Source organism: Bradyrhizobium sp. USDA 3315, from assembly GCF_054056795.1.
Genome location: NZ_JBSRYP010000001.1, coordinates 1,970,840 through 1,996,732 on the forward strand (window position 1 = coordinate 1,970,840; position 25,893 = coordinate 1,996,732).

Genomic DNA, 25,893 nt, shown 5'->3' on the forward strand with positions numbered 1-25,893 from the left:
CGGCCTATTCCGCCGGCGCAAGGCGGCTCTCGGGGTGTGCGCGCATCATACCTCGCGCGCCAATCCGCGCCCGACGTTTGCGCCACCAGATCACGACGCCCGTCACTGACAGCGCCGCGACCACCAATCCCATCAGCGAGATCAGGATGCGCCCGGGCAGGCCGGCGATCCGGCCGGAATGCAACGGAAACTGCATCTGCACGAACACGTCGGCTGCGGTGCCGACCCATGGCAGCCGCTCGCCAAGCGGACGGCCGTCCTCGCTGTCGTAGTAAAGCTGCGCCGGCCCGACGCCCGCCGCGCCATGTTCGTCGCCCGGCTCGAAGAATGCGACCGCATAGACGCCGTGGGCCGGACCATAATTGATCGAACCGATCGGCGTGGTCCAGCCGCGCGCCTTGCCGTCGGCCGCGGCCCGCGTGGCGATCTCCGCATAGGTCATCCTTGGCTCGATCGGATCGTCGAGATGACGGTATGGTCGCTGCTCGTAAGGTGTCGGCGTGTAGTTGGACACGGTCTTCATCAACGGCGAGAACACCTCGAAATAGAGGTTCAGCGAGAATGCCGTGAATGCGATCACGAACAGCAAGGCCCAGGTCCACAGGCTGAAGGCGCGATGAATGTCGAAATTGATCCGATAGGCGCTGCCTGAGGTCTTGATCTTCCAGGCCGGTGCCCAGCGGGTCCAGAAGCTCTTGCCGCGCGGGCCTGATATCGCCGACGCCCGCTCCGCCCTTGCGCGCCGCCGCGACGGCAGGGTCAGGTAGAAGCCGACGAAACAATCGATCGTCCAGATGACGGCAATGATGCCGAGGAAGCGCATGCCCCAGCGATCGCTACCCCAGAATTCGGGGATATGCATCGTGTAGTGCAGCTTGTAGAGGAACGAGACGAAGTTTTCGCGGGTCACCGGCCAGACCGCGCCCCAATAGCGGCGTCCGAGCTCGGCGCCGGTGTTGGGATCCAGGAAGACCTGGTTGTAGTCGAGCGTGTAGCGCTTGCCGGTCGCCGGATCGATCCGCGGCAGCACGAAGAACCACAGTGACTCGCCTTTCTCCGCCGTCATGAACATGTGGACGACGCGGGCGCGATGATCGCGCTGCTCGATCAGCCGGGCGAGCTCGACCGACGGGATCGCGGGTCCGGAGCTCGTCACCTCGAACAGCTTCCTGTTGAGCAAATCGTCGATCTCGTGGTCCCACGAGATGATCGCGCCGGTGATGCCCGAGAAGAACAGGAAGGCCGCGGTGAGAAGACCCGCCCAGCGATGCAGTCGTCCGAAGATTGGTCTCATGGGGATTTCAGCAGGTTGTTTGGGTGATCACCAGCGATAGGTCAGCTTCGCGATCGCCTTGCGGCCCTCCGCGTAGAAGCAGCTGGTGTTGCCGTAGCAGGCTGCCACGTAGCGCGTGTCGGCGAGGTTGGTGACGTTGAGCGAAAGTCGATAATTGTCCCTGGTATAGGCGACGAGCGCATCGACGACCGTCGACGCCGGCACCTTGAAGGTGTTGGCGTCGTCGCCGAACGTCGATCCGACATAGCGGACGCCGGCCCCGAACTGGACCCCGGCGAGCGGACCGCCCTGAATGGTGTAATCGCCCCACAGCGAGAAGCGGTTGAGCGGCACCGTGGTCGGCGCCTTGCCGACATTGACGGGATCCTTGGTGACGACCGCGTCGACATAGGCGTAGCCGCCGCGGATGTTGACGCCCTCGACCAGCGTCGCGGTGCCTTCGAGCTCGACGCCGCGCGACCTGACTTCGCCGGTCTGCTCGGCGAAATAGAACGGCGGGGCGTAGGTGACGACGTTGGACCGGGTCAGGTCGAAGGCGGCCAGCGTGATCAGTGCATTGATGCCGACCGGCTGGTACTTGACGCCGACTTCGTACTGCACGCCGGACTCCGGCTTCAGCAGCTCGCCGGCGGCGTTAATGCTGAGCACCGGCAGGAATGATTCCGAATAGCTGAAATAGGGCGCGACGCCATTGTCGAAATTGTACATCACGGCGGCGCGGCCGGTGAATGCCGAGGCGTCGGTCGAGGTCGACGTTTTCGCGAGATTGTTGTCGAGGTCGGTAGTGACGAAATCCTGCCGCCCGCCAAGCAGGAACGACAGCCGGCCGAGCCTGATCTGGTCCTGCAGATAGAGGCCGGCCTGCGACTGCTTGATGCCGGTGTCGTCATACGGTCCGTTGTTGGTCCAGCTGTTGGTATAGACCGGCGCGAAGACGTTGAGCTTGCCGGTGCTGTAGCTCGAGGCCATGTCGCGGAACGAGGTGTTGCGGTAATCGACGCCGAACAGCGTCGTGTGGCTCAGCAGGCCGGTGACGAACTTGCCCTGCAGCTGGTTGTCGACCGCGAAGGAATCGATCGTCGAGCTGCCGCCGGCGCCGCCGCGCGACAGCAGGCCCGCGGCCTCGTCGGCCGCCGATGCATAGCCGGTGCCGTAGAAACTCTTCTGCTCGTTGTGCATCCACGAATAGCGCAGGTTCTGGCGGAACGTCAGCGCCTCGTTGAAGTCGTGCGACAGCATGTAGCCGACCGAGGATTGCTCGGTGTCGAACTGGTTGAAGCCGGGCTCGCCGACGAAGCGGGTGTTCGGAATGTAGCGGCCATTGTTGGCCCAGACGGTGCCGGACGGCGGCAGGAATTGCAGGCCCCAGCCGGTGCGTTCCTTCTGGTAGTTCGCGAGGAAGGTGATCGTGGTGTCCTCATTCGGCTTCACGGTGACGGCGGGCGCGATGAAGACGCGATTGTCCTTGGTGTAGTCGACCTGGGTCTCGCCATCGCGCGCGACGCCGGTCAGGCGCCACAGCACCGTTCCTTCCTTGTTGGCGCGGCCGCCGATATCGAACTCGCCCTGATAGCGGTTGAAGCTGCCGCCCGACAGCGACACTTCCCCGAACTCGCGTGCAGTCGGCAGCTTGCTGACATAGTTGAGGATGCCGCCGGTGCCGCTGCCGCCGAACATCGCCGAGGATGGCCCTTTCAGGACCTCGAGGCGCTCGGCTCCGTACGGATCGAGCCCGAGGAAGTGCACATAATTGCTGCTCGGCAGCCGCAGGCCGTCGAGATAGAGGCCCGGCATCGTCATGTCGAAGCCGCGGATCTGCAGGCCGCCGAAGCGGGTGTCCGAGCCGCCATTCACGTCGCCGCTGACCCCTGCGGTGTAGCGCAATGCCGCGCCCACCGATTCCGCACCCTGGTTCCTGATCTGGTCCGTGGTGACGACCGAGATCGATTGCGGGATTTCGATCAGCGGCGTGTCGGTCTTGGTCGCCGTGCCCGAACGCGTGGCAACGAACCCGACCACCGGACCGCCGGCTCGCTCGCCGGCGCCGGCACCGGATCGTGCCGCCGCTTGCGGCGTCGCCTGCTGGGATCGAGCCACGCGGTTGGCGCGGCTCGCGCGTGCGGCCACCGGACGACGAACCGGTTTTGCATTCGCAGTGATCGCGCGCTGCTGAGGCGCGTCCACGCTCACCGGCGGCAGTTCCGATTGCGCGTCGGCGCGTTCGGTCGTGACTCCTGCGGCAAGGACGGCGGCGGTACACAGACCGATCGTTCGCAGCGCTGGATGTTGACGGGTGGAATGCGAAGCAAGTCGATCGATCACGCGAAGGCGCCCCTGATATCAGCCTGGATGGATTTGTGATCCGGCTCTACAGCGCGGGGCTCGCGAGTACAGACCTCGGCAGTTGGAATAGATCGAGACTGCGCGCGCGATCAGCGTGCGAACACTGAAACAGCGGGGAAATCGACGACGCGCTGCGACAATAAGCGCGCGATGCTCATCATGCTGGAATGATTCTTGAAAATGATTTCTGCAGTTGTCGACGACGCGAGCTGTGTTCGATCGCGCGAGGCGCGCGTCATCGCGAGCGACGCCTGACGCTTCCGCACGGGCCGGACGCAGATGCTCCGCGCGGTGAATTGGTACCGGGCGACCAGCCCTCGGCGCCGCGAACGTTCTTGTAATGTTCTTGCACTTGCCGCTCGGTTCCGCTACCTTCGATTGCGGAAGAATAGGGGCAGCATGGTCCAGCGCGTTTCCACCGTCGCATTCGAGGGGATCGAGGCCCGCGTGGTCGACGTGCAGGTGCAGGTCGCGCCGGGATTGCCCGCGTTCGCGATCGTCGGCCTGCCCGACAAGGCGGTGTCGGAAGCCCGCGAACGCGTGCGTTCGGCGCTGATCGCCTCCGGCCTCGCGCTTCCCGCCCGCCGCATCACCGTCAACCTCGCACCGGCTGACCTGCCCAAGGAGGGGAGCCATTATGACCTGCCGATCGCGCTCGGCCTGATGGCGGCGATCGGCGCGATCCCGCCGGATGCGCTGAACGGCTTCACCGTGCTCGGCGAGCTCGGGCTCGACGGCTCGATCGCGCCGGTGGCGGGCGTGCTGCCCGCGGCAATCGGCGCCAATTCGCGCGACGAGGGATTGATCTGCCCGGCCGGCTGCGGATCGGAAGCCGCCTGGGCCAGTCCGGACATCCAGATCATCGCGGCACATTCGCTGATCCAGATCGCCAACCACTTCAAGGGCACGCAGGTGCTGTCGCGACCGCAGCCGAAGGTGCATGAGCGCGAGGAAGCGCTGCTCGACCTGCGCGACATCAAGGGCCAGGAGAGCGCGAAACGCGCGCTCGAGATCGCCGCCGCCGGCGGTCATCATCTGCTGATGATGGGCTCGCCCGGCGCCGGCAAATCGATGCTGGCGGCGCGGCTGCCCTCGATCCTGCCGCCGCTATCGCCGTCGGAGCTGCTCGAAGTCTCGATGATCGCCTCGGTTGCCGGCGAGATCCGCGACGGCGCCTTGACGGCGCGACGCCCGTTCCGCAGCCCGCATCATTCCGCCAGCATGGCCGCGCTGACCGGCGGCGGCATGCGCGCCAAGCCGGGCGAGATCTCGCTGGCGCATCAGGGCGTGCTGTTCCTCGACGAACTGCCGGAGTTCGATCCGCGCGTGCTGGATTCGCTGCGCCAGCCGCTGGAGAACGGCGAGGTATCGGTGAGCCGGGCCAACCACCGCGTCACCTATCCGGCGCGCTTTATGCTGGTCGCGGCCATGAACCCGTGCCGTTGCGGCCATGCCTATGAGCCCGGCTATTCCTGCAAGCGCGGCCGGCTCGACCGCTGCACCGCCGACTACCAGATGCGGATCTCCGGCCCGCTGATGGATCGCATCGACCTGCGGATCGAGGTGCCCGCCGTGACTGCGGCTGATCTGATCCTGCCGCCGCCGGCGGAGGGATCGGCCGAGGTCGCCGCCCGCGTCGCGGCCGCGCGCGACATCCAGCTCGCGCGCTATGCGGCAGCCGGCATGCCGCATGTCCGCACCAATGCGGAAGCGCCGAGCTCGCTGCTCGAGACCATCGCGCAGCCCGACGCGCATGGGCAGAAGCTGCTGCGCGAGGCCGCCGACACTATGCACCTCACCGCGCGCGGCTATCACCGCGTGCTGCGGGTGGCGCGCACGCTTGCCGATCTCGACGGCGCCGAGACGATCGGCCGGCTGCACCTTGCCGAAGCGCTGTCCTATCGTGCATTGGCCGACGATTTGCGCCGCGCCGCCTGACCGAACCCAGCGCTGTCCCGATTCGTGCCGGAATGCCCCGCGTCAACGCGGCGGTAACGAGTTTTGTTTACGCTCCGCAAACCATAAGCACCGCGATCGGCGGCACGCTTGGGTCGAGCGAGTTGTGTCATGTTGCGTTTGAAGATTCTGACCTCGGTGGTCCCCCTTGCCGTGGCCGCGGTCCTTGCCCGCGCCGAGTTCCTGCCGGGCCCGCGGCCCTGCATCGAGGTGGGTGGCGCCACGATGCAGATCGCATCGATCCCTTGGCTGGCGCAGCTTCACGTCAGCTTCACCGACGACCCCAGCCAGGCCACCGTCCGGGTCCAGATCGCCGACAGCGCCGACGCCGCCGACTTCACCGTGATCGACGACATCGACGATGCCGAGGCCGGCGCCTGCGAGAGCGGCGCGACGGCGCAGCTGATCGGGATTTCCGGCGATGCCTCGGCAACCGGCCCCGTCATCTATCTGACGCGTGATGCTGGCCCGTCCGACTATCGTGTCTTCGTGCAGTCGAAGACCTTCTCAGCGCGGGATGCCGCGGCCCTGATCGTCAGCGCCCGCGGCGGACACCGCCGCCTTGAAGCCGCAACGCCCGAACCTGACAAGCGCGTCCCGAACCGGGTCATGGCGGAATTAACCTCCCGCTAACCTTGTTCTGAGGGCAGCGCGAAATGGCCACCAATTTCAAGCACTTTGCAAGCTGGCCGACGCATCGTCAGCGCCAGATCAAGCTGTCTCAGGGTCACCATTGATGGGGCGTTTCTTCCGGATCAAGTTGCGCCTTCGCCGCTTCCTCCGGCGCCATTCCTGGCTCGCGACGATCGTGCGCTCGTTCACGATCTTCTCCGTCGCGTTCGGCAGCGCCTTCGGGTTCATTTCGGGCGCGCTCTCGCAACAGAGCGGCTACGATCCCAATGCATTCGCGATCGGGGTCAGCTTCCTGTTCGCGCTCGCCTGCCTCTGGATCGTGACGCTCGGCATCCGCCTGCGGCTGATACGCAAGCGGCTGCGCACCATCGCCATGCACAATGAAGCGATGGCCGACCGCAACTGGGAACTGCAGGAGGCCGAGCAGCGCGCCTCCACCCTGTTCGAGGCGCAGGACGATCTGATCGTGCTGCGCGATCTCGACGGGCTCATCACCTATGCCAACGACGCCTATTGCGAGCTGGCGCAGAGGCCCCGCAGCGAATTGATCGGCAGCACCGCAACGCTGAAGGTGCTCGAGCAAGGCGACACCGCGCTCGAATCCAACGGCACGCGGGTCTACGACCAGAAGATCGAGGGACCGCTCGGGCCGCGCTGGATCGCCTGGCGTGAAGGCCTCGTGCGCAACGATGCCGGCGCGCCCGCGGAGATGCAGAGCGTCGGCCGCGACGTCACCGACCGCACCGAGAGCGAGCGCGCGCTCGCCGAAGCGCGCGATCAGGCCGACGCCGCCAACCGCGCCAAGTCGCGCTTCCTTGCGATGGCGAGCCACGAGATCCGCACCCCGCTGAACGGCATCATCGGCATGAGCGGATTGCTGATGGATACGCAGCTGACGTTGGAGCAGATGACCTACGTCAAGGCGGTCAAGACATCCGGCGACGCGCTGCTCGCGCTGATCGAGGAGCTGCTCGATTATTCCAAGATCGAGGCCGGCAAGATCGATCTCGAACACCGCGCGTTCGCGCTGTCCGGCCTGATCGAGGACATCACCGAGCTGCTGGCGCCGCGTGCGCAGACCAAGGGCATCGAGATCGCCGCCTATGTCGACGAACGGCTGCCGATGCAGGTGACCGGCGACGCCGCGCGGCTGCGTCAGGTGCTGCTCAATCTCGCCGGCAACGCCATCAAGTTCACCGCGACCGGTGGCGTGGCGCTGATCGTCGAGGCCGGCATCTGGCCGAACGAGATCAGCTTCCTGGTCCGCGACACCGGTATCGGCATCGCACCGGATGCGCAGCAGCGTATCTTCCGGGAGTTCGAGCAGGCCGACGACCGGATCGCGCGCAGCTATGGCGGCACCGGCCTCGGCCTTTCGATCAGCGACCGCATCGTCAAGCGGATGGGCGGCCGCATCACGCTCGCAAGCACGCCGGGCGTCGGCTCAACCTTCGAGGTGTCGATCCCGCTCGCCGCCGCCGATACCGGCGAGGCCAACGGCTTCGCCGCGCCCGACTTGACGGGACAGTCGATCATGCTGGTGGCGCCGCACAGCATCGAGGTCTCGCTGATCTCGCGGCGGTTGCAACGCTGGGGCGCGCAGACCTGCATCGTGTCGGATGCCAACGTCGCCGAGGCGCTGTTGCCGGAGCGGAGCTGGCACGCGGTGCTGATCGATCACACGCTCGGCACGCCGGCGATGGAGGCGTTTGCCGACGCCGCCCGCCTCCATGCAACCCATCGCATCGTGATGTTCACGCCGGCGACGCGGCAGGATCTTTCGGCCTCCGAGTCCGCCATGTTCACCGGCTACCTGGTGAAGCCATTGCGCGCGTCGTCGCTCGCCGCGCGCCTGACCGCATCGCCGGAAATCGCTGCGCCGAGCCTCGCGATCGAGGCGGCCGCCGAGTCCGCGCCCGCTGCGCTTGCATCCGCGCTGCCGGACAAGGGGCTCTCGATCCTGGTCGCCGAGGACAATGAGATCAACGCGCTCCTGATGCGCTCGCTGCTCACCCGGCTCGGCCACAACGTGGTCATCACCACCAACGGCGAGCAGGCGATGGAGTCCTGGCTGTCGGCGACCTCGGCCGGCACGCCCTATGATCTCGTGCTGATGGACATCCAGATGCCGCGCCTCAACGGCATCGAGACCACCAAGCAGATCCGCGCCCATGAAGCGGCGCAATCCGTCCGCCGGACCCCGATCCTGGCACTGACGGCAAATACGCTGGTGGAGGACCGCTATGCCTGCTTCGAAGCCGGTATGGACGGCTTTCTGATCAAGCCGCTCGACCGCGAAAAGCTGGAAGAAGCGCTCGCGAGCCTCGCCGCCGCGCGGCACATTGCGGCCTAGTAGCCGCACAATGCCCGTCGTCCCTGCGCAAGCAAGGGACCATAACCACCGAAGCCAGTTTTGCGCTCGCCGTGGCCACAGCCCTGCAAATCACAGACACCTGTGGCTATGGGTCCCTGCTTGCGCAGGGACGACAGCTGTGATGTGGCGCGTTCGCCGGGATACGGTGCCGACTACAGCCGGCGTAGCGCGACCGATTGCACCACGTGGTCGGCGCCCTTCTTCAGGATCAGCGTCGCGCGCGGGCGGGTCGGCAGGATGTTGTCCTCGAGATTGGCGAGGTTGGTGCGCTCCCAGATCGCGATCGCGGTCGCCGTTGCTTCCTCGTCCGACAGCGGCGCGTAGCGGTGGAAGTAGGACCTCGGATCGGTGAACGCGGTGTCACGCAGCGCCAGGAAGCGCTTGATGTACCACTCCCGCAGCACGGCCTCGTCGGCGTCGATATAGACCGAGAAGTCGAAGAAGTCGGAGACGAACGGCACCGCCTTGCCGTCGCGCGGCAGCCGCCCGGTCTGCAGCACGTTGACGCCCTCGACGATCAGGATGTCCGGCTGGTCGATCTCGACCCATTTGTTCGGCACGATGTCGTAGGTCAGATGCGAATAGACCGGCGCGCGCACGCGGCGCCGCCCCGCCTTGATGTCGCTGAGGAACGACAGCAGCGTCGGCAGGTCGTAGCTTTCCGGGAAGCCCTTCTTCTGCATGATGCCCTGCCGCTCGAGCACGGCATTCGGAAACAGGAAACCGTCGGTCGTGATCAGGTCGACCTTCGGCCGCGGCGACCAGCGCGCCAGCAGCGCCTGCAGCACGCGAGCCGTGGTCGACTTGCCGACCGCGACGGATCCGGCGACACCGACGATGTAGGGCATCTTGCGGTCGCGGATGTTGAGGAACTGGCGCTGCGAGTAATACAGCCGCTGGGTCGCATCGACATAGATCGAGAGCAGCCGCGACAGCGGCAGGTAGATGTCCTCGACCTCCTGCAAATCGAGGCGATCGTGCATCGAACGCAGGCGATCGAACTCGCCCGGCTCGAGCGTCATCGGCGTGTCGTCACGCAGATGCGACCATTGCTGGCGCGTGAAGATGCGGTAGGGGTTGTACTGTTGATCTGGTGCCCGGATGTCCATGAGGCCGCCCCTCTCGATGCGCTCGATCATTTGCGCTAGTCGCGCTTGCGCGACGCCTTCTCTTCCAGTCCCGACATCGAGGTGCGCTTCTCCAGCGCGGCCTCGACGTCCTCCAGCTTCACGCCGCGGGATTTCAACAGAACCAGCAGGTGAAACACGAGATCGGCACTTTCCGCGATGAGGTGATCGCGGTCATTCTCGACCGCGGCGATCACGGTCTCGACCGCTTCCTCGCCCAATTTCTTGGCGCAATGCTCCGCGCCCTTGTCGAGCAGCTTACGGGTGTAGGACGCCTCACCGCCCGTTGCAGCGCGGGCGTCGATAGTGGCGGCCAGATCGTGGACCGTGAAACGCGACATCAACTCAACTCAAGCATGCACAGCGGCACCGCACGGGTGCCACCCTTAGGTGGGGACTTAGCATTTTTGTGACAAGGAGTCCCAGCTCTCCCTGTTTGAGCGTGGTCTTCACGGAAAACCGGTTTCCACTTTTCCTGACCACGCTCACGCTAGGGATCGAGCCGCATCGGCAGGCCGGCGCGCACCATGTGATCCTTGGCCTGGCGGATGGTGAATTCCCCGAAGTGGAAGATCGATGCGGCCAGCACGCCGGTGGCGTGACCCTCGCGGACGCCGTCGACCAGGTGGTCGAGATTGCCGACACCACCGGACGCGATGACCGGTACGGGGACACTGTCCGCGATCGCCCGGGTCAGCGGCAGGTCAAAGCCCTGCCTGGTGCCGTCCCGGTCCATCGAGGTCAGCAGGATTTCGCCGGCGCCGAGCGAGACGACCTCCTGGGCGTACTCGATGGCGTCGATCCCGGTGGCATTCCGTCCACCATGGGTGAAGATCTCCCAGCGGTCCGAGCCGCCGGCGCGCTTGACCCGCTTGGCGTCGATCGCGACCACGATGCATTGCTCGCCGTATTTCTCGGCCGCTTCCTTGACGAATTCGCGCCGGCTGACGGCCGCCGAATTGATCGAGACCTTGTCGGCGCCAGACCGCAGCAGGGTCTTGATGTCTTCGACGGTGCGGACGCCGCCGCCCACGGTCAGCGGCATGAAGCAGGCCTCCGCGGTCCGCCGGACCACATCCAGCATGATGCCGCGGTTTTCATGGGTGGCGGTGATGTCGAGGAAGGTGAGCTCGTCGGCGCCGGCGGCGTCATAGGCGATCGCGGCCTCGACCGGATCACCGGCGTCGCGCAGATCGACGAAGTTGACGCCCTTGACCACGCGGCCGTCCTTGACGTCGAGGCACGGGATCACGCGAACCTTGAACATGATCTCCTCCTACGCGCCGCGGATCAGCTGAAGGGCAGCGGCCGGATCGAGCCGTCCGTCATAGAGCGCACGGCCGACGATCGCACCGGCCAGCTTCTTCGCACGCGGCTCCAGCAGCGCCTTGACGTCGTCGATCGAGGCAAAGCCGCCGGAGGCGATCACCGGAATCGAGATGCGGTCGGCAAGCGCGATGGTGGCGTCGAGGTTGAGGCCCTTGAGCAGGCCGTCGCGGGCGATGTCGGTGAAGATGATCGCGGCGACGCCGGCATCCTCGAAGCGCTGCGCGATCTCGAGCGCGGTCACATGCGAGGTCTCGGCCCAGCCTTCGACCGCGACCTTGCCGTCGCGCGCATCGAGGCCCACGGCGACACGGCCGGGGAATGTCTTCGCCGCGCCCTTCACCAGCTCAGGATCGCGCACCGCGGCGGTGCCGATGATGACGCGCGTGATGCCCTTGTCGAGCCAGGCCTCGATGGTCTTGAGGTCGCGGATGCCGCCGCCGAGCTGCACCGGCATGGTGACGGCCTTCAGCATCGCCTCCACCGCATGCGCATTCATCGGCTTGCCGGCGAAGGCGCCGTCGAGATCGACAACGTGGAGATATTCGAAGCCCTGCGCGGCGAAGCTCGCCGCCTGCGCCGCCGGATCGAGATTGAACACGGTGGCGCGCGCCATGTCGCCCTGCTCCAGGCGCACGCACTGGCCGTTCTTCAGATCAATCGCTGGAAAGAGAATCACGGCTTCCACTTCAAGAAATTGGCGATCAAAGCGAGGCCGAAGCGCTGGCTCTTCTCGGGGTGAAACTGGGTGCCGATCGCGGTGTCCTTGCCGACGATCGCGGTCACCGGCCCGCCATAGTCGGCGCGCGCGAGCACGTCCGCCTCATTGGCGGCGTTGAGGTGATAGGAGTGCACGAAATAGGCGTGACGTCCCTTCGGCCCGAGCGGCAGCCGCTCTAGCACCGGATGCTCGCGCACCACGTCGAGCGTATTCCAGCCCATATGCGGGACCTTCAGGCTCTCGTCGCGCGGCTCGATCTTCTCGACATCGCCGCCGATCCAGTTGAAGCCCTCGGTGATCACGTGCTCCTTGCCGCGCGTCGCCATCAGCTGCATGCCGACACAGATGCCGAAGAACGGCCGGGCCTTGACCCGCACCGCCTCGGTCAGCGCCTCCAGCATGCCGTCGACCGCGTCGACGCCGCGGCGGCAATCGGCGAAGGCGCCGACACCGGGCAGCACGATGCGATCGGCGCGATACACCGCATCGGGATCGCGCGTCACCTTGATGGCTTGCGGATCCTCCATGCTGCGTGCGGCGCGCTCAAAGGCCTTGGCCGCCGAATGCAGATTGCCGGAGCCGTAATCGATGATTGCAACGGTCATCGCGATCCTCCTGGCTCTGGAAACAATCCGATGATGCCGCCCTGCGGCATCGACGGGGGTTTTGAGAATGACTGACCCGGAACGTCGCGGGTCGGGGGCGGCGCGCCGCGATCGACCGACCGCTGGTCGTTGACGGCGCCGCGATGCCGCGCGGTCCAGCGCGCGAAGAAACGGCGCTCGGCGGCCTCCACGTCGTCACCCACGACGATGTCGATCTGGCGCCACCTGCGCCGCGACAGCGTCCAGCGCTGCAGGGTCGCGGCCTCGAGGCCGAGCAACACCATCAGCACCAGGTCGACGAAGAAGATCGCGCTGCGGCCGACGCCAAGCTTGGCCAGCGCGTAATCGATCACGAAAGTAAGAACGAACCAGCCGATCAGCGCCAGCCAGAGCCGATGCCAGGCCAGCCAGATCACGCCCGCAACCGCGGCCCAGAAATGGAAGCCGTCGCGCACGAAGACAAACTTGTCGGTCGCCGCGAGATCGGCGCCATTGGCCACGGGGGCATGCACTGTATAGACCGGCATCGAACGCTCCGCCGAGGATGGACTCTTATTTAAAGCATGATCTTTCGGAAAACCGGCATCCACTCTTCCGGATCATGCTCCAGAGATCAGCCGCCGAGCTGACCCTTGGTCGAGGGCACTTCGCCCTGGGCACGCGGATCGATCGCAATTGCCGTCCGCAGCGCCCTCGCCAGACCCTTGAAACAGGATTCGGCGATATGATGGCTGTTCTCGCCATATAGGGTCTCGACGTGCAGAGTCACGCCGGCGTTCATCGCGAAGGCGTTGAACCACTCGCGCACCAGCTCGGTGTCGAACTCACCGATCTTGTCGCGCGGGAATTCGGCCTTGAACACCAGCACGGGGCGGCCGGAAATGTCGATCACGACGCGCGACAGCGTCTCGTCCATCGGCATGTGGATCGAGGCGTAGCGGGTGATGCCGGCCATGTTGCCGAGCGCCTGCTTCACGGCCTGTCCGAGCGCGATCCCGACGTCTTCGGTGGTGTGGTGGTAATCGACATGGAGATCGCCATCCGCCTTCACCGTGATGTCGATGCGCGAATGCCGGGCCAGGAGGTCGAGCATATGGTCGAAGAAGCCGATCCCGGTCGAAACCGTGGATACGCCTGCTCCGTCGAGGTTGACCGTCACCTCGATGTCGGTCTCCTTGGTCTTGCGCTTGATGGTTGCGGTGCGCATGAAAATTGAGCTTTCCCGTGCCGAAAACGCCGGTCTTTTAACAGGCTGATCTCACCTTCGCTACTGCGGGATGACCTCGAAACGCCCAACTTGGGGCCATGGTGACCGGAATTCGTTGCTAAATCCCCCGATTGTAACCCCCTGCCCGACCGCCTAAATCTGCCCGGAAGAGAGGTAACCTATGCAAGCATCCCCAAATGAGCTGCCGGTCTGGCATGGCACCACAATCTGCACGGTCCGCAAGGGCGGCAAGGTGGTGATCGGCGGCGACGGGCAAGTCTCGATCGGTCAGACCGTGATCAAGGCCAATGCCAGGAAGGTCCGCCGGATCGGCAAGGGCGACGTGATCGGCGGCTTTGCCGGCGCCACCGCCGACGCTTTCACCCTGTTCGAGCGGCTGGAAAGCAAGCTGGAGCAATATCCGGGGCAGCTGACCCGGGCGGCCGTCGAGCTCGCCAAGGACTGGCGGACCGACCGCTACCTGCGCCGGCTGGAGGCCATGATGATCGTGGCCGACAAGGACGTTTCCCTGGTGCTGACCGGTACCGGCGACGTTTTGGAGCCCGAATCCGGGGTCATGGCGATCGGTTCCGGCGGCAATTACGCCCTCGCCGCGGCCCGCGCGCTGGTCGATACCGACAAGGACGCCGAGACCATCGTCCGCCGCGCGCTGGATATCGCCGCCGATATCTGCGTCTACACCAACCGGAACGTGACGATCGAGACGATCGGCGGCTGAGCATGGCCCGCCCCTATCATTTCCGCCCGATGACGCCGGCCGACCTGCCGCTGATCAAGCAGTGGCTGGCGTTGCCGCATGTCCGGGAATGGTGGGGCGATCCGGCCGAGCAATATGCGCTGGTCAGCGGCGACCTCGACGAGCCGGCCATGGACCAGTTCATCGTCGCGGCCGATGGCGGCGACCTCGGCTATGTCCAGTGCTACGACCTGACGGCCTGGAATTCCGGCTTCGGGGCCCAGCCGGAGGGCACGCGCGGGATCGACCTCTTCATCGGCGAGCCCAACATGGTGGCAGGTGGCCACGGCTCGGCGCTGATCCGCGCCTTTGTCGACGACCGGCTGGCGCAGGGCGCGCCACGCATCGTCACCGATCCCGATCCGGCCAATGCGCGCGCGATCCGCGCCTATGAGAAGGCGGGTTTTCAGAAGGTGGGTATGGTCGATACGCCGGACGGGCCGGCGCTGCTGATGGCACGCGACGCATGACGATCGCGCACAAGCCCATCACCGGCGTTTCAGCGTGGCATTGGCTGGCGATCGCAGCAGCGCTGCTCGTGCTGCAGGCGGCGCTGCTCTATGCGATGGGCCGTCTGCCGATCTGCGCCTGCGGCTACGTCAAGCTCTGGCATGGCTCGGTTCAGAGCTCGGAGAACTCGCAGCACATCGCCGATTGGTACACGCTGTCGCATGTGCTGCATGGCCTGCTGTTCTACGGTCTGACCTTCCTCCTGCTGCCGCGCCTCGCCTGGCCCGGGCGGCTGATTGTCGCGATGCTGATCGAAGGCAGCTGGGAGCTCGTCGAAAATTCCAACTGGATCATCGAGCGCTACCGCGCCGGCACGATCTCGCTCGATTATTACGGCGACACCATCGTCAATTCGGTGTCGGACACGCTTGCGATGGTTGTCGGCTTCCTGCTGGCGCGCAGGCTGCCGATCGCGGCAACCGTCGCGCTCGGCGTGTTGTTCGAAACCGTGCTGCTGCTTCACATTCGCGACAATCTGACACTGAACATCATCATGCTGATCCACCCGTTCGAGGCGATCAGGCAGTGGCAGGCCGGGCCGCCGATTCTTTAGGGGACCATGCCTTGGAGGACTGCCGCTTGCCGAGACCGCGATTCCAACCTAGCTAGAGCCAATGACTCACTTCTCTCCCCGTGAAATCGTTTCTGAACTCGACCGCTTCATCGTCGGCCAGACCGACGCCAAGCGCGCCGTCTCGATCGCGCTGCGCAACCGCTGGCGGCGGCTGCAGCTCGCCGGTTCCCTGCGCGAGGAGGTTCTGCCCAAGAACATCCTGATGATCGGGCCGACCGGCGTCGGCAAGACCGAGATCGCGCGGCGGCTGGCCAAGCTCGCCGGCGCGCCGTTCCTCAAGGTCGAGGCCACCAAGTTCACCGAGGTCGGCTATGTCGGCCGCGACGTCGAGCAGATCGTCCGCGACCTCGTCGAGGTCGCGATCGCACAGACCCGCGAGCGCAAGCGCAAGGACGTTCAGGCCCGCGCCCAGCTTGCCGCCGAGGAACGCGTGCTGGACGCGCTGGTCGGTCCGGGATCGAGCCCGGCGACGCGCGAGTCGTTCCGCAAGAAGCTGCGCGCCGGCGAGCTCAACGACAAGGAAATCGAGATCGAGACGCAGTCGGGCAGCAGCGGCATGCCGATGTTTGAAATCCCCGGCATGCCCGGCGCCCAGATGGGCGCGATCTCGCTCGGCGACATCTTCGGCAAGATGGGCGGACGCAGCAAGACCCGCCGCCTGACGGTGGAGGGCTCGCACGAAATCCTCGTCAACGAGGAATCCGACAAGCTGCTCGACACCGATCAGCTGGTGCAGGAGGCGATCAACGCGGTCGAGAACAACGGCATCGTGTTCCTCGACGAGATCGACAAGATCTGCGTGCGCGAGAACCGCGCCGGCGGCGACGTCTCCCGCGAGGGCGTGCAGCGCGACCTGCTGCCGCTGATCGAAGGCACCACGGTCTCGACCAAGCACGGCGCCGTCAAGACCGACCACATCCTGTTCATCGCCTCGGGTGCGTTCCATATCGCCAAGCCGTCGGACCTTTTGCCGGAGCTGCAAGGCCGCCTGCCGATCCGCGTCGAGCTGCAAGCGCTGAGCCGCGACGACATGCGCCGGATCCTGACCGAGCCGGAGGCGTCGCTGATCAAGCAATATGTCGCGCTGATGAAGACTGAGGGCGTCACGCTCGACATCACCGACAACGCCATCGACGCGCTGGCCGATGTCGCCGTGGCGGTGAATTCCACGGTCGAGAACATCGGCGCAAGGCGGCTGCAGACCGTGATGGAGCGGGTGCTGGACGAGATCTCCTTCACCGCGCCCGATCGCCACGGCGAGACCATCCAGGTCGACGCCGACTACGTCACCAAGCATGTCGGCGACCTCGCGAAGAACGCCGACCTGAGCCGGTTTATTTTGTAGGCGGCCACCATAGTCGTCCCGGCGAAAGCCGGGACCCATAACCCCGACAGTCCGCGGTGACAAAGACTCGGGCCGACATTCCTTCTAGAACTACCTTCGGTGGTTATGGGTCCCGGGTCGCGCTTCGCTTGCCCGGGACGACGAGAGTGGGCGATCGATGAATCTGCGGGTGTGGCAAAACCCCTGGCGCCTGATGCTGGCCGTCAATGCGGCCGTACTGGTCGGCGTGTTCCTGCACAAGATCGCGCTGCCGCCCTTCGTTCCCTACATCCATCTGCTGGTCGACTATCATTACGGCTTCACCAAGCGCGCGCTGGTGGGGGCGATCGTGTCGCTGTTCACCGACAAGGTGACCGTCTGGCTGGTGTTCGCGCTGGCCGGCGCGATCTGGCTGGTGACGCTCGGATTGTTCATCAAATTGTTCCGCCGCACATTCGGCTTCAACGACGCGCATTGGCCGTTGTTCGTCTTCATCGCGGGCTCGCCGTTCTTCCTGAAGAACTTCATGCACACGCTCGGCCATTTCGACATCTATGGCTGTGCGTTGACGATCGTGCTGCTGCTGATCCCGGCGCGCTCAGTGGCGTATGTGCTGATTGCCGCGCTGTTCTCGATCCTGCTGATCCTGGTCCATCACATCTTCGTCTTGATGTATGTGCCGACCATCACGGCGATCGTGGTGCTGCGCTTTTATCTGGTGCAGGGCGTGACGCCGCGGAACGCCGTCTTCGGCATCGCGGCGCTCGCCGCGGTCGGCATCCTGTTCCTGGTCGCGCAATTCGCTGGCACGGTCGACGTGCCCTATGACGAATTCATCCGTCATCTGCAGAGCCGGATGGCCGATCCATCACGCACCGACCTGCTTCAGTTCGGCTACATCTGGTACCAGCCGCTGTCCAAGGAGTTCGCCGACACCTGGGCGCGCATGCCCTCGAACATCCTCGGCGTTCCGGTATTTGCGCTGCTGATCTGGCTGCACACGCCGCTATGGCGCTATTTCGCGCGGCTGATTGGCGCGCTCGCGAGCGACCTGCATCGCCGGACCGTGCTCGGCGCGCTCGTCATGATCAGCGCCGGCTATTTCGTGATGTTCGTGACCGTGTTCGACTATTCGCGCTGGATCTCGAACTGGGCGGTCTGCATGTTCCTGATGCTGCATGCCACCAGGATGCTGCCGGCGTCGAAGGACGTGCCGGCGATCCCGGCGGACGATAGCAAGACCACAATCCTCGGCTGGATCGTGACGGTGATCCCGCGCGTCGGAATCGTCCGACCGTTCTAACATTTTCGCTGAGCATGCTCAGCGCGCGCGCCGGACGCGCACATAGAGCGCGCCCTCGCCGCCATGGCCGATATGCGCTTCCTCGAAACCGACGACCAGCGAGCGGAATTCCGGCAGGCTGAGCCATTCCGGAACCTGGCGGCGCAGCACGCCGCGTTCGGAATCGAGACCACCGACCTTGCCCTTGCCGGTGATGACGAGCACGAAAGTGAGCCCGTCGCTGTGCGCGCGCTGCAGGAAGGTGAACAGCACGCGATGCGCGCGCAGCTGGGTCATGCCGTGCAGATCGAGCCGCGCATCGATCTCCTGCCGGCCGCGCGAGAGCTTTGTACGCTCGCGGCGGCCGATCGGCGCCAGCGGCGGCACGTGCGGGCGTTGCGCCGGCGCGGCCTTGACCGCTGCCACCGGCTTGACCGGGATGGGTTTGGCAATCGCGTGATGGACAGCCGGATCAGAGGCGACGGCGTGGGCCTTCGCGGCGGCCGGCCGCTTGCGCAGTGGCTTGACCTGCTTTGCCACGCTCTCCCAGAGCGCGCGCTCCTCTTCGCTCAGCGCGCGCTTGCGCCGCGACGGAGCGGACAGATCGGGAATCGGCGCGGGTCGTTTCATTGATCGCGGTAATGGCGATAGCGCCGGAAGCGCCGCTTCTCCGGTTGCGGAATATCGGGCCGGGCGACCGGCAACGGCACCGGTTCTGCCACAGGTGCGGCCTGCGCGACAGGGGTCGTTGCTGCCGGCGCTACGGGCGCGACATCCTTCGCGGCCGGGTTCCTGGCGGCGCTATTGCCTGAGTCTTTCGCCGCGCTTTTGGCCATGCCGGCGGTCGGCACATCCGCAGCCTTCGCCGCCGGCTTGTCCTTCGGCGGCTCGGTCTGCGGAAACAGCTTTGCGATCTTGGCCGAAGGCCGCTCATCCGGAACCGGCAGCTTGTGGCCACGCGCGACGGGGTCGAGACCCCTCGGCACCAGCATGACGAACTGCATGTTGTGCCGCAGCCGGCCCGAGACCTTTCCGGCCTCGGCACCGGCGCCGAAATAAAGATCGGCGCGCGCCGGGCCGACGATCGCAGAGCCGGTGTCCTGCGCGATCATCAGCCGGTGGAACGGCGTCTTCGACTGTTCGGATTCGATCGGCAGCTCGCCGGCGATGAAGAACGGCGTGCCGTAGACATGCAGCGCCTTGTCGACCGCGATCGAGCGGCCCGGCGTCAGCGGCACGCCCTGCGCGCCGACGGCCTCGTCCTTGTCGGACAGCGGAACCTCGCGGAAGAAAACGTAGGAACGGTTCTGCCGCCGCAGGTCCTTGGCGCCGTCAGGGTTCTGCTCCATCCACTCCCTGATCTTCTGCATCGACATCTGATCCTTCGGGATGATGCCGCGGTCGATCAGGACGCGTCCGACCGGCGTATAGGGATAACCATTATGCGCGTCGTAATTGATGCGCAGCGTGATGCCGTCCTCGAGCTTGATCCGCGCCGAGCCCTGGATCTGCGCGAACAGGAGATCGGTCTGGCTCTTCAGCCAGCAGATCTCGAGCCCGCGGCCGGCGATCGCGCCGTCCTCGATCTGGCCGCGGTCGTAATAGGGCACGAGCTTGCGGCGACCGATCTTGCGATACACCGCGCCGCCATTAGGCAGCCCGACCGAATTCTGCGTCTTGCCGCGCACGAACAGGTTGGACGGGCGTCGATAGACCGGCACGTTGTAGACGTCGGTCTGGGTCCGCGATCCATCGAGCACCGGCTCGTAGTAACCGGTGACGAAGCCGGCGTCCTCGCCGAGCCGCGAGATGCGCAACGGCACGAAATTCTGCTCGAAGAAGTCCTTCGCCTTGACGCCGTCGCTCAGCGCGAGTCCCTTGGCGATCCGGCAGGGATCGCGCAGCGAGCTCCCGAGCGCTTTCGAATCTGCAGGCGCACCCTGCTGGGCCGCGATCGGCTTGCAGCTGGCGCGAAACGCCTTGTAGGCCGCGAGATGATCGTCGGCGCTCCAGCCGGCGACGTTGGACCAGGCGAGCGGCTCGTACTGGCTGCCGCTGACCTGCAGCGGCATTTCCAGATTGGGATAGGGGATCGGGTGGCTATGCTCGTGTCGCGGCGGAGGGTGCCGGCTTGATCTGTAGCGCGCGGCAATCGCTGCGGTGGAGCACAGCACCGCGAGCGCGCAGCACGCCACCGCGAGCCGCCCGTAGCTGAGATGCTTAGTGAGCGCTTCCAGTGCCAACCAGCTTCCAATTCGGATCGCGGGAAGTCGAGTCGCGGGCGAATGTCCAGATATCGGTGATGTCGGCGACCTTGTCCGGGCTGCCGTCGACGATGGTGCCGGCCTTGTCGCGCGTGACCGAGATCATCTGCGACACGAAGCGGACGGTGAGCTGAGTCGAGCGGTCGCGCGTCTCCGCGCTGACGATCTCGGCCTTGTCGATCGAGACGAACCGCGTCTCGGTCTTCTGCTCGTGCTTCTCGCGATCCTTGATCGCGGCCTCGAAGCTTTCATAGACCTCGGTCGACAGCAGGTCGCGCAGCGCGCGGCGATCGCCATTGGCGAACGCCAGCACGATCATTTCATAGGCCGAGCGGGCACCTGAGAGGAAATGCCGCGGATCGAACGAGGAATCCTGGACGGCCACCGCGTCGAGACCCTGCGCCAGCGCCGTGCCGGGCTCGGCGATGCCCTTCCAGCGTTCCGTGGGCTCGACCGGCTCGGCGGACGCCGCCGAGGCCGGCTGGTCGATCACCGATCCCGGGATCGGAACGACGTTGTTGTCCTGACCGCGCTGCACGACGTTGGGCGCGGCGCGATCATAAGGCGGCCGCTCGCTTCCCGTGCGCTGTCCGAGAACGCTGCGCAGGCGCAGGAAGATAAACACGGCCAGCGCCAGGAAGATGATGGTGTAAATATCCACGTCGAATTCGCTTTCTGGTCTCTGCCGGCAACGGGCCGGCCGTCAAAGCGTTCCCGGTCGGGAACAGCAGAGATCACATCACCGATAGAGTCCGAAGATGTAGGCACGAAACTATGCCCGGCCAATGGCGCTTTTTGGCACGGGTAGTGTAGCGCGTTTTGACCCCCGGGGGAAACCGTTCCTTTTCAGGAAATCGCGCATCTTCAATAATTTAGGAAGCTGTTAAGAGATTGGGCAGGCTCGCGCGCGCTGTCCTTTGCCGGGAGAATTTGCCGCCGGCCCGCCCTTTCGTCGTCCTTGTGGACCGAGCCGGGCCTATGATAGCCACTCGCCCGGCATCGGCATTCTCAACACCTTAACGCGTGCCGTCGGACATTCTGTCCATCGAGCGCTGCTCCAGGAGACATTTTCATGACCAATGGCAACGGCGCCCCCGTCGAACAACCCGCTCCCCAGCTCAACGTACTGGCGCAGTACACCAAGGACCTGTCGTTCGAGAACCCGAATGCGCCGGCCTCGCTTGGCCAGCAGCAACAGCAGCCGGCGATCAACATCCAGATCAACGTCTCCGCCAACAACCTGTCGGAGAACGAGTACGAGGTGATCCTCTCGATCGAGGGCAAGGCCGAGACCGCAGGCAAGGTGATGTTCAGCTTCGACCTCGCCTATGCCGGCGTCTTCCGGATCGTGAATGTGCCGAAGGAGAACCTGCACCCGCTGGTGATGATCGAGTGCCCGCGGTTGCTGTTCCCGTTCGCACGCGAGATCGTCGCGACCGCGGTCCGCGACGGCGGCTTCCCGCCCTTGTTGCTCGACCCCGTCGATTTCCTCGGTCTCTACCGCCAGAACATGGAGCGGCAGGCGGCCGCCCAGGCCGCTCCCGGCGTCAAGCCGAGCTGAGTTCTAAACTCGAAAAAATGTAACACGCGCGGAAGTGTGATCCGTCATCCTGAGGAGCCCGCGCTTGCGGGCGTCTCGAAGGATCGACGGCCCGACTGCGGCCGCGCATCCTTCGAGGCTCGCTCCGCTCGCGCCTCAGGATGACGGGGATAGAGCGCAATAGGGGCTCAAGCCGCCGGTGCTGCAGCAGGCGCTGGCGGCGGCAGGTAATCGTTCCAGATCGGCTTGTCGCCGAGCGTGGCAATGAAGGCCCTGTGGGCCTCTCGATCGGCGTCACTGACCCGCGCGAGTAGCGGGGTTTCGCGCTGCCGCCGCGGCATGTCACCACTATGGCCGCCCACACGCGCATCCGACGTTTCCGATGCCAGGATCAGCTGCGACTGCCGCGCGCCGATCAGGTCGATATAGACCTCGGCCAACAGCTCGGCGTCGAGCAAGGCGCCGTGCTTGGTGCGGCGGGAATTGTCGATCTGATAACGCGAGCAGAGATCGTCGAGCCGGTTCGACACGCCGGGATGCTTGCGCCGTGCCAGCAGCAGCGTATCGACCAGCTGGTCCTTCGGGATCGCCTTCCGCTTGATGCGGTCGAGCTCGGCGTTGATGAAGCTGATGTCGAACGACGCGTTGTGGATCACCAGCGGCGTATCGCCGATGAAGGCCAGGAACTCGTCGACCACTTCAGTGAACAGCGGCTTGGAAGCAAGGAACTCGGTCGACAGCCCGTGCACGGCGAACGCTTCCGCCGGCATGTCGCGCTCGGGATTGATGTAGACGTGGTAGGTCTGTCCCGTCGGCATGCGGTTGAAAATCTCGACGCAGCCGATCTCCACCAGCCGGTCGCCGCGCAGCGGATCGAGGCCAGTGGTTTCGGTATCGAGAACGATTTCGCGCATGACGTGATGGAATCCGAAAAGGCGGGCGAATCAGGCGCGCCGCTTCGGCATCTTAACAACCTCGGCCAGAATGTCGCGGATACGCGCCCGCACCGGATCGAGGCCGTGCGAGGTATCCACTATGAAATCCGCGCGTTTGCGCTTCTCGGCGTCCGGCATCTGCTTGGCGATGATGGCGTCGAGCTTGGCGGCATCCATCGTGCCGCGGGCCAGCACCCGCTCGCGTTGCAGTTCCGGCGAGGTGGTGACGACAACGACGGCATCGACACGCTTCTCGCCGCCGGTCTCGAACAATAGCGGCACGTCGACAACGACGATCGGGTTACCTGCGGCTTCCGCATCGGCGAAGAATTTCTGGCGCGACGCGCCGAGCATCGGATGCACGATCTGCTCGAGCTGCTTCATCGCAGCAGGATCGTGCACCACGCGCGCCGACAGTTTCGCGCGATCGACCTTGCCGCCGGCAGTGGTGCCGGGAAAGGCGGCCTCGATCGCCGGCGCAGCTTCGCCTTCGTAGAGCTGATGCACGGCCGCATCGGCGTCGTACACCGGCACGCCGGCCTCCATGAACAGTTTGGCCGTGGTGGATTTCCCCATCCCGATCGAGCCGGTCAGTCCAACAATCAGCATCGCATCAACATCGGTTCAGCATCTCTCCCGTCGCCACGCCTCACACCGCGAGCAGTTTCTCAGCACGCAGGAACGCCAGCAGCGACAATAGCGGCAGGCCGAGGATGGTGAAATGGTCACCTTCGATCCGCTCGAACAGATGCACGCCGAGGCCCTCGAGCTGGTAGGCGCCGACGCTGGTCGTCACCGCCTCCCCGGCATGGTCGAGATAGCTCTCGATCTCGCCGGCGGCGAGCCGCCGCATCGTCATGCGGGCCACACCCACATCGCTGAACAGGACCTTTCCATCGCGTGCGACCGAGACGGCGGAATGCAGCTCATGGGTCCGTCCGGCGAGCAGGCCGAGCTGCTCGGCAGCCTGCGCGCGGCCGGCGGGCTTGCTGAACATGCGCTGCCCCAGCGCCAGCGTCTGGTCGGCGCCGACGACATATTGACCGGGCCTCTGCCTGGAGACGAACAGCGCCTTCTCGCGCGCCAGGAGCGATGCGATCTCGCCCGGCGCCGAAAGGCCGGAATTCTTCTGCACCGCGCGTTCGTCGATGTCGGCCGGCAGCGCCTCGAAATCGAGGCCGGCATTTTCAAGCAGCATCTTTCGCGCGCGGCTCTGCGACGCGAGGATCAGCTTCTGTGGGCCGCGCCAGATGCTCATGACGTGAGAATCATTCCGACGGCCGCGCGCGCTGGCGGTCGTTGAAGAGTTTCATCACCGCGGCCGCGGTCTCCTCGATCGAACGCCGTGTGACGTCGAGCAGCGCCCAGTTGAATTTCGCGCTGAGGCGCCGGGCAAAGGCGACTTCGTCGGCTACCGACTGCTTGTCGATGTAGGTGTCATTGTCGCGGTCGCCCATGGTGAGCAGGCGGTTCTGCCGAACCTGGATCAGGCGCTCGGGCGTCGCATGCAGGCTGACCACCAGCGGCTTCTTCAAGGTCTCGAGCTGGTGCGGCAGCGGGATGCCCGGCACCAGCGGCACATTCGCCGTTCGGATGCCGCGGTTGGCGAGATAGATCGAGGTCGGTGTCTTCGAGGTACGGGATACCCCGACCAGCACGACATCGGCCTCCTCGAGGCCTTCGACATGCTGACCATCATCATGCATCATCGTGTAGTTCAGCGCATCGATGCGGCGGAAATACTCCGCGTTCAGCACGTGCTGCGCGCCGACGCGCCCGGTCGTCGCGGCACCCAGATACGCCTCGAACAACTGCATCACAGGCCCGATGATCGACAGGCTCGGAACGTTGATCTCCTTGCACTTGCCCTCGAGCCGGCCGACCAGATCCTTCTCCAGCAGCGTGAACAGGACGATGCCGGGCGATTCCTCGATCTCGTCGAGCACGCGATCGAGCTGCTTCTGGCTGCGCACCAGGGGATAGACATGCTCGACCGCGGTCACATTGGCGTATTGCGCGGCGACCGCGCGCGCCACGGTGATCAGCGTCTCGCCGGTCGAGTCCGACACCAGATGCAAATGGAAGTAGTTGGAGGTCGTCGGCACCAGAGCCCCTGTCTATCCTGTGAATCCCTGTGGAGGTCGAGGAGAAGAATCCGGGTCCATGGCCAGGCCCCTGTATATCTCGCCCCATTCTTCACAGCACGTCGCAAAAGGATAAGTCGACGTCATGGCGGGGATGATAGTGAAGCAGTGTGGATTTGTCTCTTCATAAGCTGGCCACAGAGGCGCGCAACCAACTGAGTCCTGCGACAGATTCCGGATATCCGCCGCCGCCGACCGGAATGTTGAGGGATGTGAACAAGCGCGCAGCAACCGCTGGACCGGATTGCATGAGTCAAATTCACTGCCATTAAGACTCAAACCTTAGATTCTAAAATTAATTAGGTTTAGGAGAGCCGTGTGTGCGGATATGTATCCGTCCCTCGCCGGCGAAGCCTTGCGCGCAGCGCTGAGCCCTCCCGAACTGTTCCCCGAAAGGCATCACTGCGATGTTCGACTGGATCAACGCCCTGCCGATCTATGCCTGGGTCAAGGCCCTGCACATCGTCGCCGTGATCTCGTGGATGGCCGGCATGCTCTATCTGCCGCGGCTGTTCGTCTATCATTGCGAGGCCGAGGTCGGCTCCAGGCAGTCCGAGACCTTCAAGGTCATGGAGCGGCGGCTTTTGAAGGGGATCATCAACCCCGCGATGATCGTAACCTGGCTGGCCGGACTTTTCCTGGTCTGGGCCGGACACTGGTACCTATCCGGCTGGTTTCACGTCAAATTTGCGCTGGTGCTCGCCATGTCGGGTATCCACGGCTTTTTGTCCCGTTGCGTGAAGGATTTCGCCGCCGACCGGAATCAGCGAACCCAGAAATTCTATCGTATTATCAACGAGGTGCCGACGGTCCTGATGATCCTGATCGTGATCATGGTGGTGGTGAAGCCGTTCTAGACATCACGATGGTCAAGACGCATGCTTCAGTCCTTCTTGCGAAGGACGAATCGATTTTCTATATAGGATTTATCCCACCCCACGCAGGCGGATGTGGTCGCGTTCCGGTTCTTTTCGGAC

Annotated in this window: 27 protein-coding genes; 10 read left to right on the top strand and 17 right to left on the bottom strand. The window is 65.0% G+C overall.

Annotated features, from left to right (window positions below):
- Window positions 1-4: 4 nt before the first annotated feature.
- The 3 genes from fsrB to ACVIYL_RS09100 form a co-directional block, all read right to left on the bottom strand.
- Window positions 5-1,294: a siderophore utilization protein FsrB gene (gene fsrB, locus ACVIYL_RS09090; protein ID WP_456778327.1), complete on the bottom strand. Its 1,290-nt coding sequence runs from the start codon at window positions 1,292-1,294 to the stop codon at window positions 5-7.
- 27 nt (window positions 1,295-1,321) lie between these two features.
- Window positions 1,322-3,484 carry a TonB-dependent siderophore receptor gene (locus ACVIYL_RS09095; RefSeq protein ID WP_456778328.1) on the bottom strand — a complete coding sequence of 721 codons (2,163 nt, stop codon included), beginning with the start codon at window positions 3,482-3,484 and terminating at the stop codon, window positions 1,322-1,324.
- 242 nt (window positions 3,485-3,726) lie between these two features.
- Window positions 3,727-3,876 (bottom strand): hypothetical protein, encoded by a 150-nt coding sequence (locus ACVIYL_RS09100; protein ID WP_456778329.1) that lies wholly within the window; start codon window positions 3,874-3,876, stop codon window positions 3,727-3,729.
- 160 nt (window positions 3,877-4,036) lie between these two features.
- Between ACVIYL_RS09100 and ACVIYL_RS09105 the strand changes: the two genes are divergently transcribed.
- The 3 genes from ACVIYL_RS09105 (at window position 4,037) to ACVIYL_RS09115 (ending at window position 8,579) form a co-directional block, all read left to right on the top strand.
- The gene (locus ACVIYL_RS09105; protein ID WP_456778330.1) at window positions 4,037-5,575 is read left to right on the top strand and encodes a YifB family Mg chelatase-like AAA ATPase; all 1,539 of its coding nucleotides are present in this window, start codon (window positions 4,037-4,039) and stop codon (window positions 5,573-5,575) included.
- 129 nt (window positions 5,576-5,704) lie between these two features.
- Complete coding sequence (locus ACVIYL_RS09110) at window positions 5,705-6,226, top strand: protease-associated domain-containing protein (protein WP_225161925.1); 522 nt, start codon at window positions 5,705-5,707, stop codon at window positions 6,224-6,226.
- A gap of 103 nt (window positions 6,227-6,329) precedes the next feature.
- Window positions 6,330-8,579, top strand: coding sequence for a response regulator (locus ACVIYL_RS09115; RefSeq protein ID WP_456778331.1), 2,250 nt, complete (start codon window positions 6,330-6,332; stop codon window positions 8,577-8,579).
- A gap of 173 nt (window positions 8,580-8,752) precedes the next feature.
- Here the strand turns inward: ACVIYL_RS09115 and coaA are convergent, their stop codons facing one another.
- The 7 genes from coaA to hisB form a co-directional block, all read right to left on the bottom strand.
- The gene (gene coaA, locus ACVIYL_RS09120) at window positions 8,753-9,709 is read right to left on the bottom strand and encodes a type I pantothenate kinase (protein WP_026192056.1); all 957 of its coding nucleotides are present in this window, start codon (window positions 9,707-9,709) and stop codon (window positions 8,753-8,755) included.
- A 35-nt stretch (window positions 9,710-9,744) separates the two neighbouring features.
- Complete coding sequence (locus ACVIYL_RS09125; protein WP_028341982.1) at window positions 9,745-10,068, bottom strand: phosphoribosyl-ATP diphosphatase; 324 nt, start codon at window positions 10,066-10,068, stop codon at window positions 9,745-9,747.
- 149 nt (window positions 10,069-10,217) lie between these two features.
- Window positions 10,218-10,994, bottom strand: coding sequence for an imidazole glycerol phosphate synthase subunit HisF (gene hisF / locus ACVIYL_RS09130; protein WP_456778332.1), 777 nt, complete (start codon window positions 10,992-10,994; stop codon window positions 10,218-10,220).
- 9 nt (window positions 10,995-11,003) lie between these two features.
- Window positions 11,004-11,732 (bottom strand): 1-(5-phosphoribosyl)-5-[(5-phosphoribosylamino)methylideneamino]imidazole-4-carboxamide isomerase, encoded by a 729-nt coding sequence (gene hisA, locus ACVIYL_RS09135; protein ID WP_028335795.1) that lies wholly within the window; start codon window positions 11,730-11,732, stop codon window positions 11,004-11,006.
- The gene (gene hisH / locus ACVIYL_RS09140; RefSeq protein ID WP_456778333.1) at window positions 11,729-12,379 is read right to left on the bottom strand and encodes an imidazole glycerol phosphate synthase subunit HisH; all 651 of its coding nucleotides are present in this window, start codon (window positions 12,377-12,379) and stop codon (window positions 11,729-11,731) included. The genes hisA and hisH overlap by 4 nt, the downstream gene beginning before the upstream one ends.
- Complete coding sequence (locus ACVIYL_RS09145; protein ID WP_456778334.1) at window positions 12,376-12,906, bottom strand: DUF2628 domain-containing protein; 531 nt, start codon at window positions 12,904-12,906, stop codon at window positions 12,376-12,378. The genes hisH and ACVIYL_RS09145 overlap by 4 nt, the downstream gene beginning before the upstream one ends.
- A gap of 86 nt (window positions 12,907-12,992) precedes the next feature.
- A complete protein-coding gene (hisB, locus tag ACVIYL_RS09150; protein ID WP_016841476.1) occupies window positions 12,993-13,586 on the bottom strand; it encodes an imidazoleglycerol-phosphate dehydratase HisB in 594 nt (197 codons plus the stop codon).
- Window positions 13,587-13,767: 181 nt separating this feature from the next.
- Here hisB and hslV point away from each other — a divergent pair, with 181 nt between their 5' ends.
- The 5 genes from hslV to ACVIYL_RS09175 all read left to right on the top strand — a co-directional run bounded on the left by hslV (window position 13,768) and on the right by ACVIYL_RS09175 (window position 18,054).
- Window positions 13,768-14,325 carry an ATP-dependent protease subunit HslV gene (gene hslV / locus ACVIYL_RS09155; protein WP_028335798.1) on the top strand — a complete coding sequence of 186 codons (558 nt, stop codon included), beginning with the start codon at window positions 13,768-13,770 and terminating at the stop codon, window positions 14,323-14,325.
- A 2-nt stretch (window positions 14,326-14,327) separates the two neighbouring features.
- Window positions 14,328-14,813 (top strand): GNAT family N-acetyltransferase, encoded by a 486-nt coding sequence (locus ACVIYL_RS09160; RefSeq protein WP_456778335.1) that lies wholly within the window; start codon window positions 14,328-14,330, stop codon window positions 14,811-14,813.
- Window positions 14,810-15,406 carry a DUF2585 domain-containing protein gene (locus ACVIYL_RS09165; protein WP_456778336.1) on the top strand — a complete coding sequence of 199 codons (597 nt, stop codon included), beginning with the start codon at window positions 14,810-14,812 and terminating at the stop codon, window positions 15,404-15,406. Before ACVIYL_RS09160 ends, ACVIYL_RS09165 begins: the two co-directional genes overlap by 4 nt.
- Before the next feature lie 61 nt (window positions 15,407-15,467).
- The gene (gene hslU, locus ACVIYL_RS09170) at window positions 15,468-16,772 is read left to right on the top strand and encodes an ATP-dependent protease ATPase subunit HslU (protein ID WP_456778337.1); all 1,305 of its coding nucleotides are present in this window, start codon (window positions 15,468-15,470) and stop codon (window positions 16,770-16,772) included.
- A 157-nt stretch (window positions 16,773-16,929) separates the two neighbouring features.
- Complete coding sequence (locus ACVIYL_RS09175; RefSeq protein ID WP_456778338.1) at window positions 16,930-18,054, top strand: hypothetical protein; 1,125 nt, start codon at window positions 16,930-16,932, stop codon at window positions 18,052-18,054.
- Between the two features lie 18 nt (window positions 18,055-18,072).
- On the opposite strand, the gene ACVIYL_RS09180 is transcribed toward ACVIYL_RS09175, so the two are convergent.
- The 3 genes from ACVIYL_RS09180 to ACVIYL_RS09190 form a co-directional block, all read right to left on the bottom strand.
- Entirely contained in the window at window positions 18,073-18,663 is a 591-nt protein-coding gene (locus ACVIYL_RS09180; RefSeq protein ID WP_456778339.1) for a Smr/MutS family protein, read from the bottom strand.
- Entirely contained in the window at window positions 18,660-20,105 is a 1,446-nt protein-coding gene (locus tag ACVIYL_RS09185) for an MltA domain-containing protein (protein WP_456781800.1), read from the bottom strand. Before ACVIYL_RS09185 ends, ACVIYL_RS09180 begins: the two co-directional genes overlap by 4 nt.
- 148 nt (window positions 20,106-20,253) lie before the next feature.
- A complete protein-coding gene (locus ACVIYL_RS09190) occupies window positions 20,254-20,958 on the bottom strand; it encodes a Tim44/TimA family putative adaptor protein (RefSeq protein WP_456778340.1) in 705 nt (234 codons plus the stop codon).
- A gap of 411 nt (window positions 20,959-21,369) precedes the next feature.
- Between ACVIYL_RS09190 and secB the strand changes: the two genes are divergently transcribed.
- On the top strand, window positions 21,370-21,858 hold the full coding sequence (secB, locus tag ACVIYL_RS09195) for a protein-export chaperone SecB (RefSeq protein WP_069279084.1): 489 nt from the start codon (window positions 21,370-21,372) through the stop codon (window positions 21,856-21,858).
- 167 nt (window positions 21,859-22,025) lie between these two features.
- On the opposite strand, the gene dnaQ is transcribed toward secB, so the two are convergent.
- The 4 genes from dnaQ to ACVIYL_RS09215 are packed head-to-tail and all read right to left on the bottom strand — an operon-like array spanning window position 22,026 to window position 24,877.
- Window positions 22,026-22,751 carry a DNA polymerase III subunit epsilon gene (dnaQ, locus tag ACVIYL_RS09200; protein WP_168856141.1) on the bottom strand — a complete coding sequence of 242 codons (726 nt, stop codon included), beginning with the start codon at window positions 22,749-22,751 and terminating at the stop codon, window positions 22,026-22,028.
- Between the two features lie 30 nt (window positions 22,752-22,781).
- Window positions 22,782-23,381 (bottom strand): dephospho-CoA kinase, encoded by a 600-nt coding sequence (gene coaE, locus ACVIYL_RS09205; protein WP_057020333.1) that lies wholly within the window; start codon window positions 23,379-23,381, stop codon window positions 22,782-22,784.
- Window positions 23,382-23,421: 40 nt separating this feature from the next.
- Window positions 23,422-24,030, bottom strand: a complete 609-nt coding sequence (locus ACVIYL_RS09210; RefSeq protein ID WP_456778341.1) for a Maf family protein — start codon at window positions 24,028-24,030, stop codon at window positions 23,422-23,424.
- 10 nt (window positions 24,031-24,040) lie between these two features.
- Window positions 24,041-24,877 (bottom strand): pyruvate, water dikinase regulatory protein, encoded by an 837-nt coding sequence (locus ACVIYL_RS09215; RefSeq protein WP_016841463.1) that lies wholly within the window; start codon window positions 24,875-24,877, stop codon window positions 24,041-24,043.
- A gap of 473 nt (window positions 24,878-25,350) precedes the next feature.
- On the opposite strand from ACVIYL_RS09215, the gene hemJ reads away from it, so the two are divergent.
- On the top strand, window positions 25,351-25,773 hold the full coding sequence (gene hemJ / locus ACVIYL_RS09220) for a protoporphyrinogen oxidase HemJ (protein ID WP_028335809.1): 423 nt from the start codon (window positions 25,351-25,353) through the stop codon (window positions 25,771-25,773).
- The last annotated feature ends 120 nt before the right edge of the window (window positions 25,774-25,893 follow it).

Coding starts and splice junctions, on each gene's coding strand:
- hisH (WP_456778333.1), bottom strand. CDS start 12,379: ATGACCGTTGCAATCATCGATTACGGCTCCGGCAATCTGCATTCGGCG.
- coaA (WP_026192056.1), bottom strand. CDS start 9,709: ATGGACATCCGGGCACCAGATCAACAGTACAACCCCTACCGCATCTTC.
- hslU (WP_456778337.1), top strand. CDS start 15,468: ATGACTCACTTCTCTCCCCGTGAAATCGTTTCTGAACTCGACCGCTTC.
- hisF (WP_456778332.1), bottom strand. CDS start 10,994: ATGTTCAAGGTTCGCGTGATCCCGTGCCTCGACGTCAAGGACGGCCGC.
- ACVIYL_RS09175 (WP_456778338.1), top strand. CDS start 16,930: ATGAATCTGCGGGTGTGGCAAAACCCCTGGCGCCTGATGCTGGCCGTC.
- secB (WP_069279084.1), top strand. CDS start 21,370: ATGACCAATGGCAACGGCGCCCCCGTCGAACAACCCGCTCCCCAGCTC.
- hslV (WP_028335798.1), top strand. CDS start 13,768: ATGCAAGCATCCCCAAATGAGCTGCCGGTCTGGCATGGCACCACAATC.
- ACVIYL_RS09115 (WP_456778331.1), top strand. CDS start 6,330: ATGGGGCGTTTCTTCCGGATCAAGTTGCGCCTTCGCCGCTTCCTCCGG.
- ACVIYL_RS09210 (WP_456778341.1), bottom strand. CDS start 24,030: ATGAGCATCTGGCGCGGCCCACAGAAGCTGATCCTCGCGTCGCAGAGC.
- dnaQ (WP_168856141.1), bottom strand. CDS start 22,751: ATGCGCGAAATCGTTCTCGATACCGAAACCACTGGCCTCGATCCGCTG.
- ACVIYL_RS09160 (WP_456778335.1), top strand. CDS start 14,328: ATGGCCCGCCCCTATCATTTCCGCCCGATGACGCCGGCCGACCTGCCG.
- fsrB (WP_456778327.1), bottom strand. CDS start 1,294: ATGAGACCAATCTTCGGACGACTGCATCGCTGGGCGGGTCTTCTCACC.
- ACVIYL_RS09110 (WP_225161925.1), top strand. CDS start 5,705: ATGTTGCGTTTGAAGATTCTGACCTCGGTGGTCCCCCTTGCCGTGGCC.
- ACVIYL_RS09165 (WP_456778336.1), top strand. CDS start 14,810: ATGACGATCGCGCACAAGCCCATCACCGGCGTTTCAGCGTGGCATTGG.
- coaE (WP_057020333.1), bottom strand. CDS start 23,381: ATGCTGATTGTTGGACTGACCGGCTCGATCGGGATGGGGAAATCCACC.
- ACVIYL_RS09125 (WP_028341982.1), bottom strand. CDS start 10,068: ATGTCGCGTTTCACGGTCCACGATCTGGCCGCCACTATCGACGCCCGC.
- ACVIYL_RS09145 (WP_456778334.1), bottom strand. CDS start 12,906: ATGCCGGTCTATACAGTGCATGCCCCCGTGGCCAATGGCGCCGATCTC.
- ACVIYL_RS09100 (WP_456778329.1), bottom strand. CDS start 3,876: ATGACGCGCGCCTCGCGCGATCGAACACAGCTCGCGTCGTCGACAACT.
- ACVIYL_RS09185 (WP_456781800.1), bottom strand. CDS start 20,105: ATGCCGCTGCAGGTCAGCGGCAGCCAGTACGAGCCGCTCGCCTGGTCC.
- hisB (WP_016841476.1), bottom strand. CDS start 13,586: ATGCGCACCGCAACCATCAAGCGCAAGACCAAGGAGACCGACATCGAG.
- ACVIYL_RS09105 (WP_456778330.1), top strand. CDS start 4,037: ATGGTCCAGCGCGTTTCCACCGTCGCATTCGAGGGGATCGAGGCCCGC.
- ACVIYL_RS09180 (WP_456778339.1), bottom strand. CDS start 18,663: ATGAAACGACCCGCGCCGATTCCCGATCTGTCCGCTCCGTCGCGGCGC.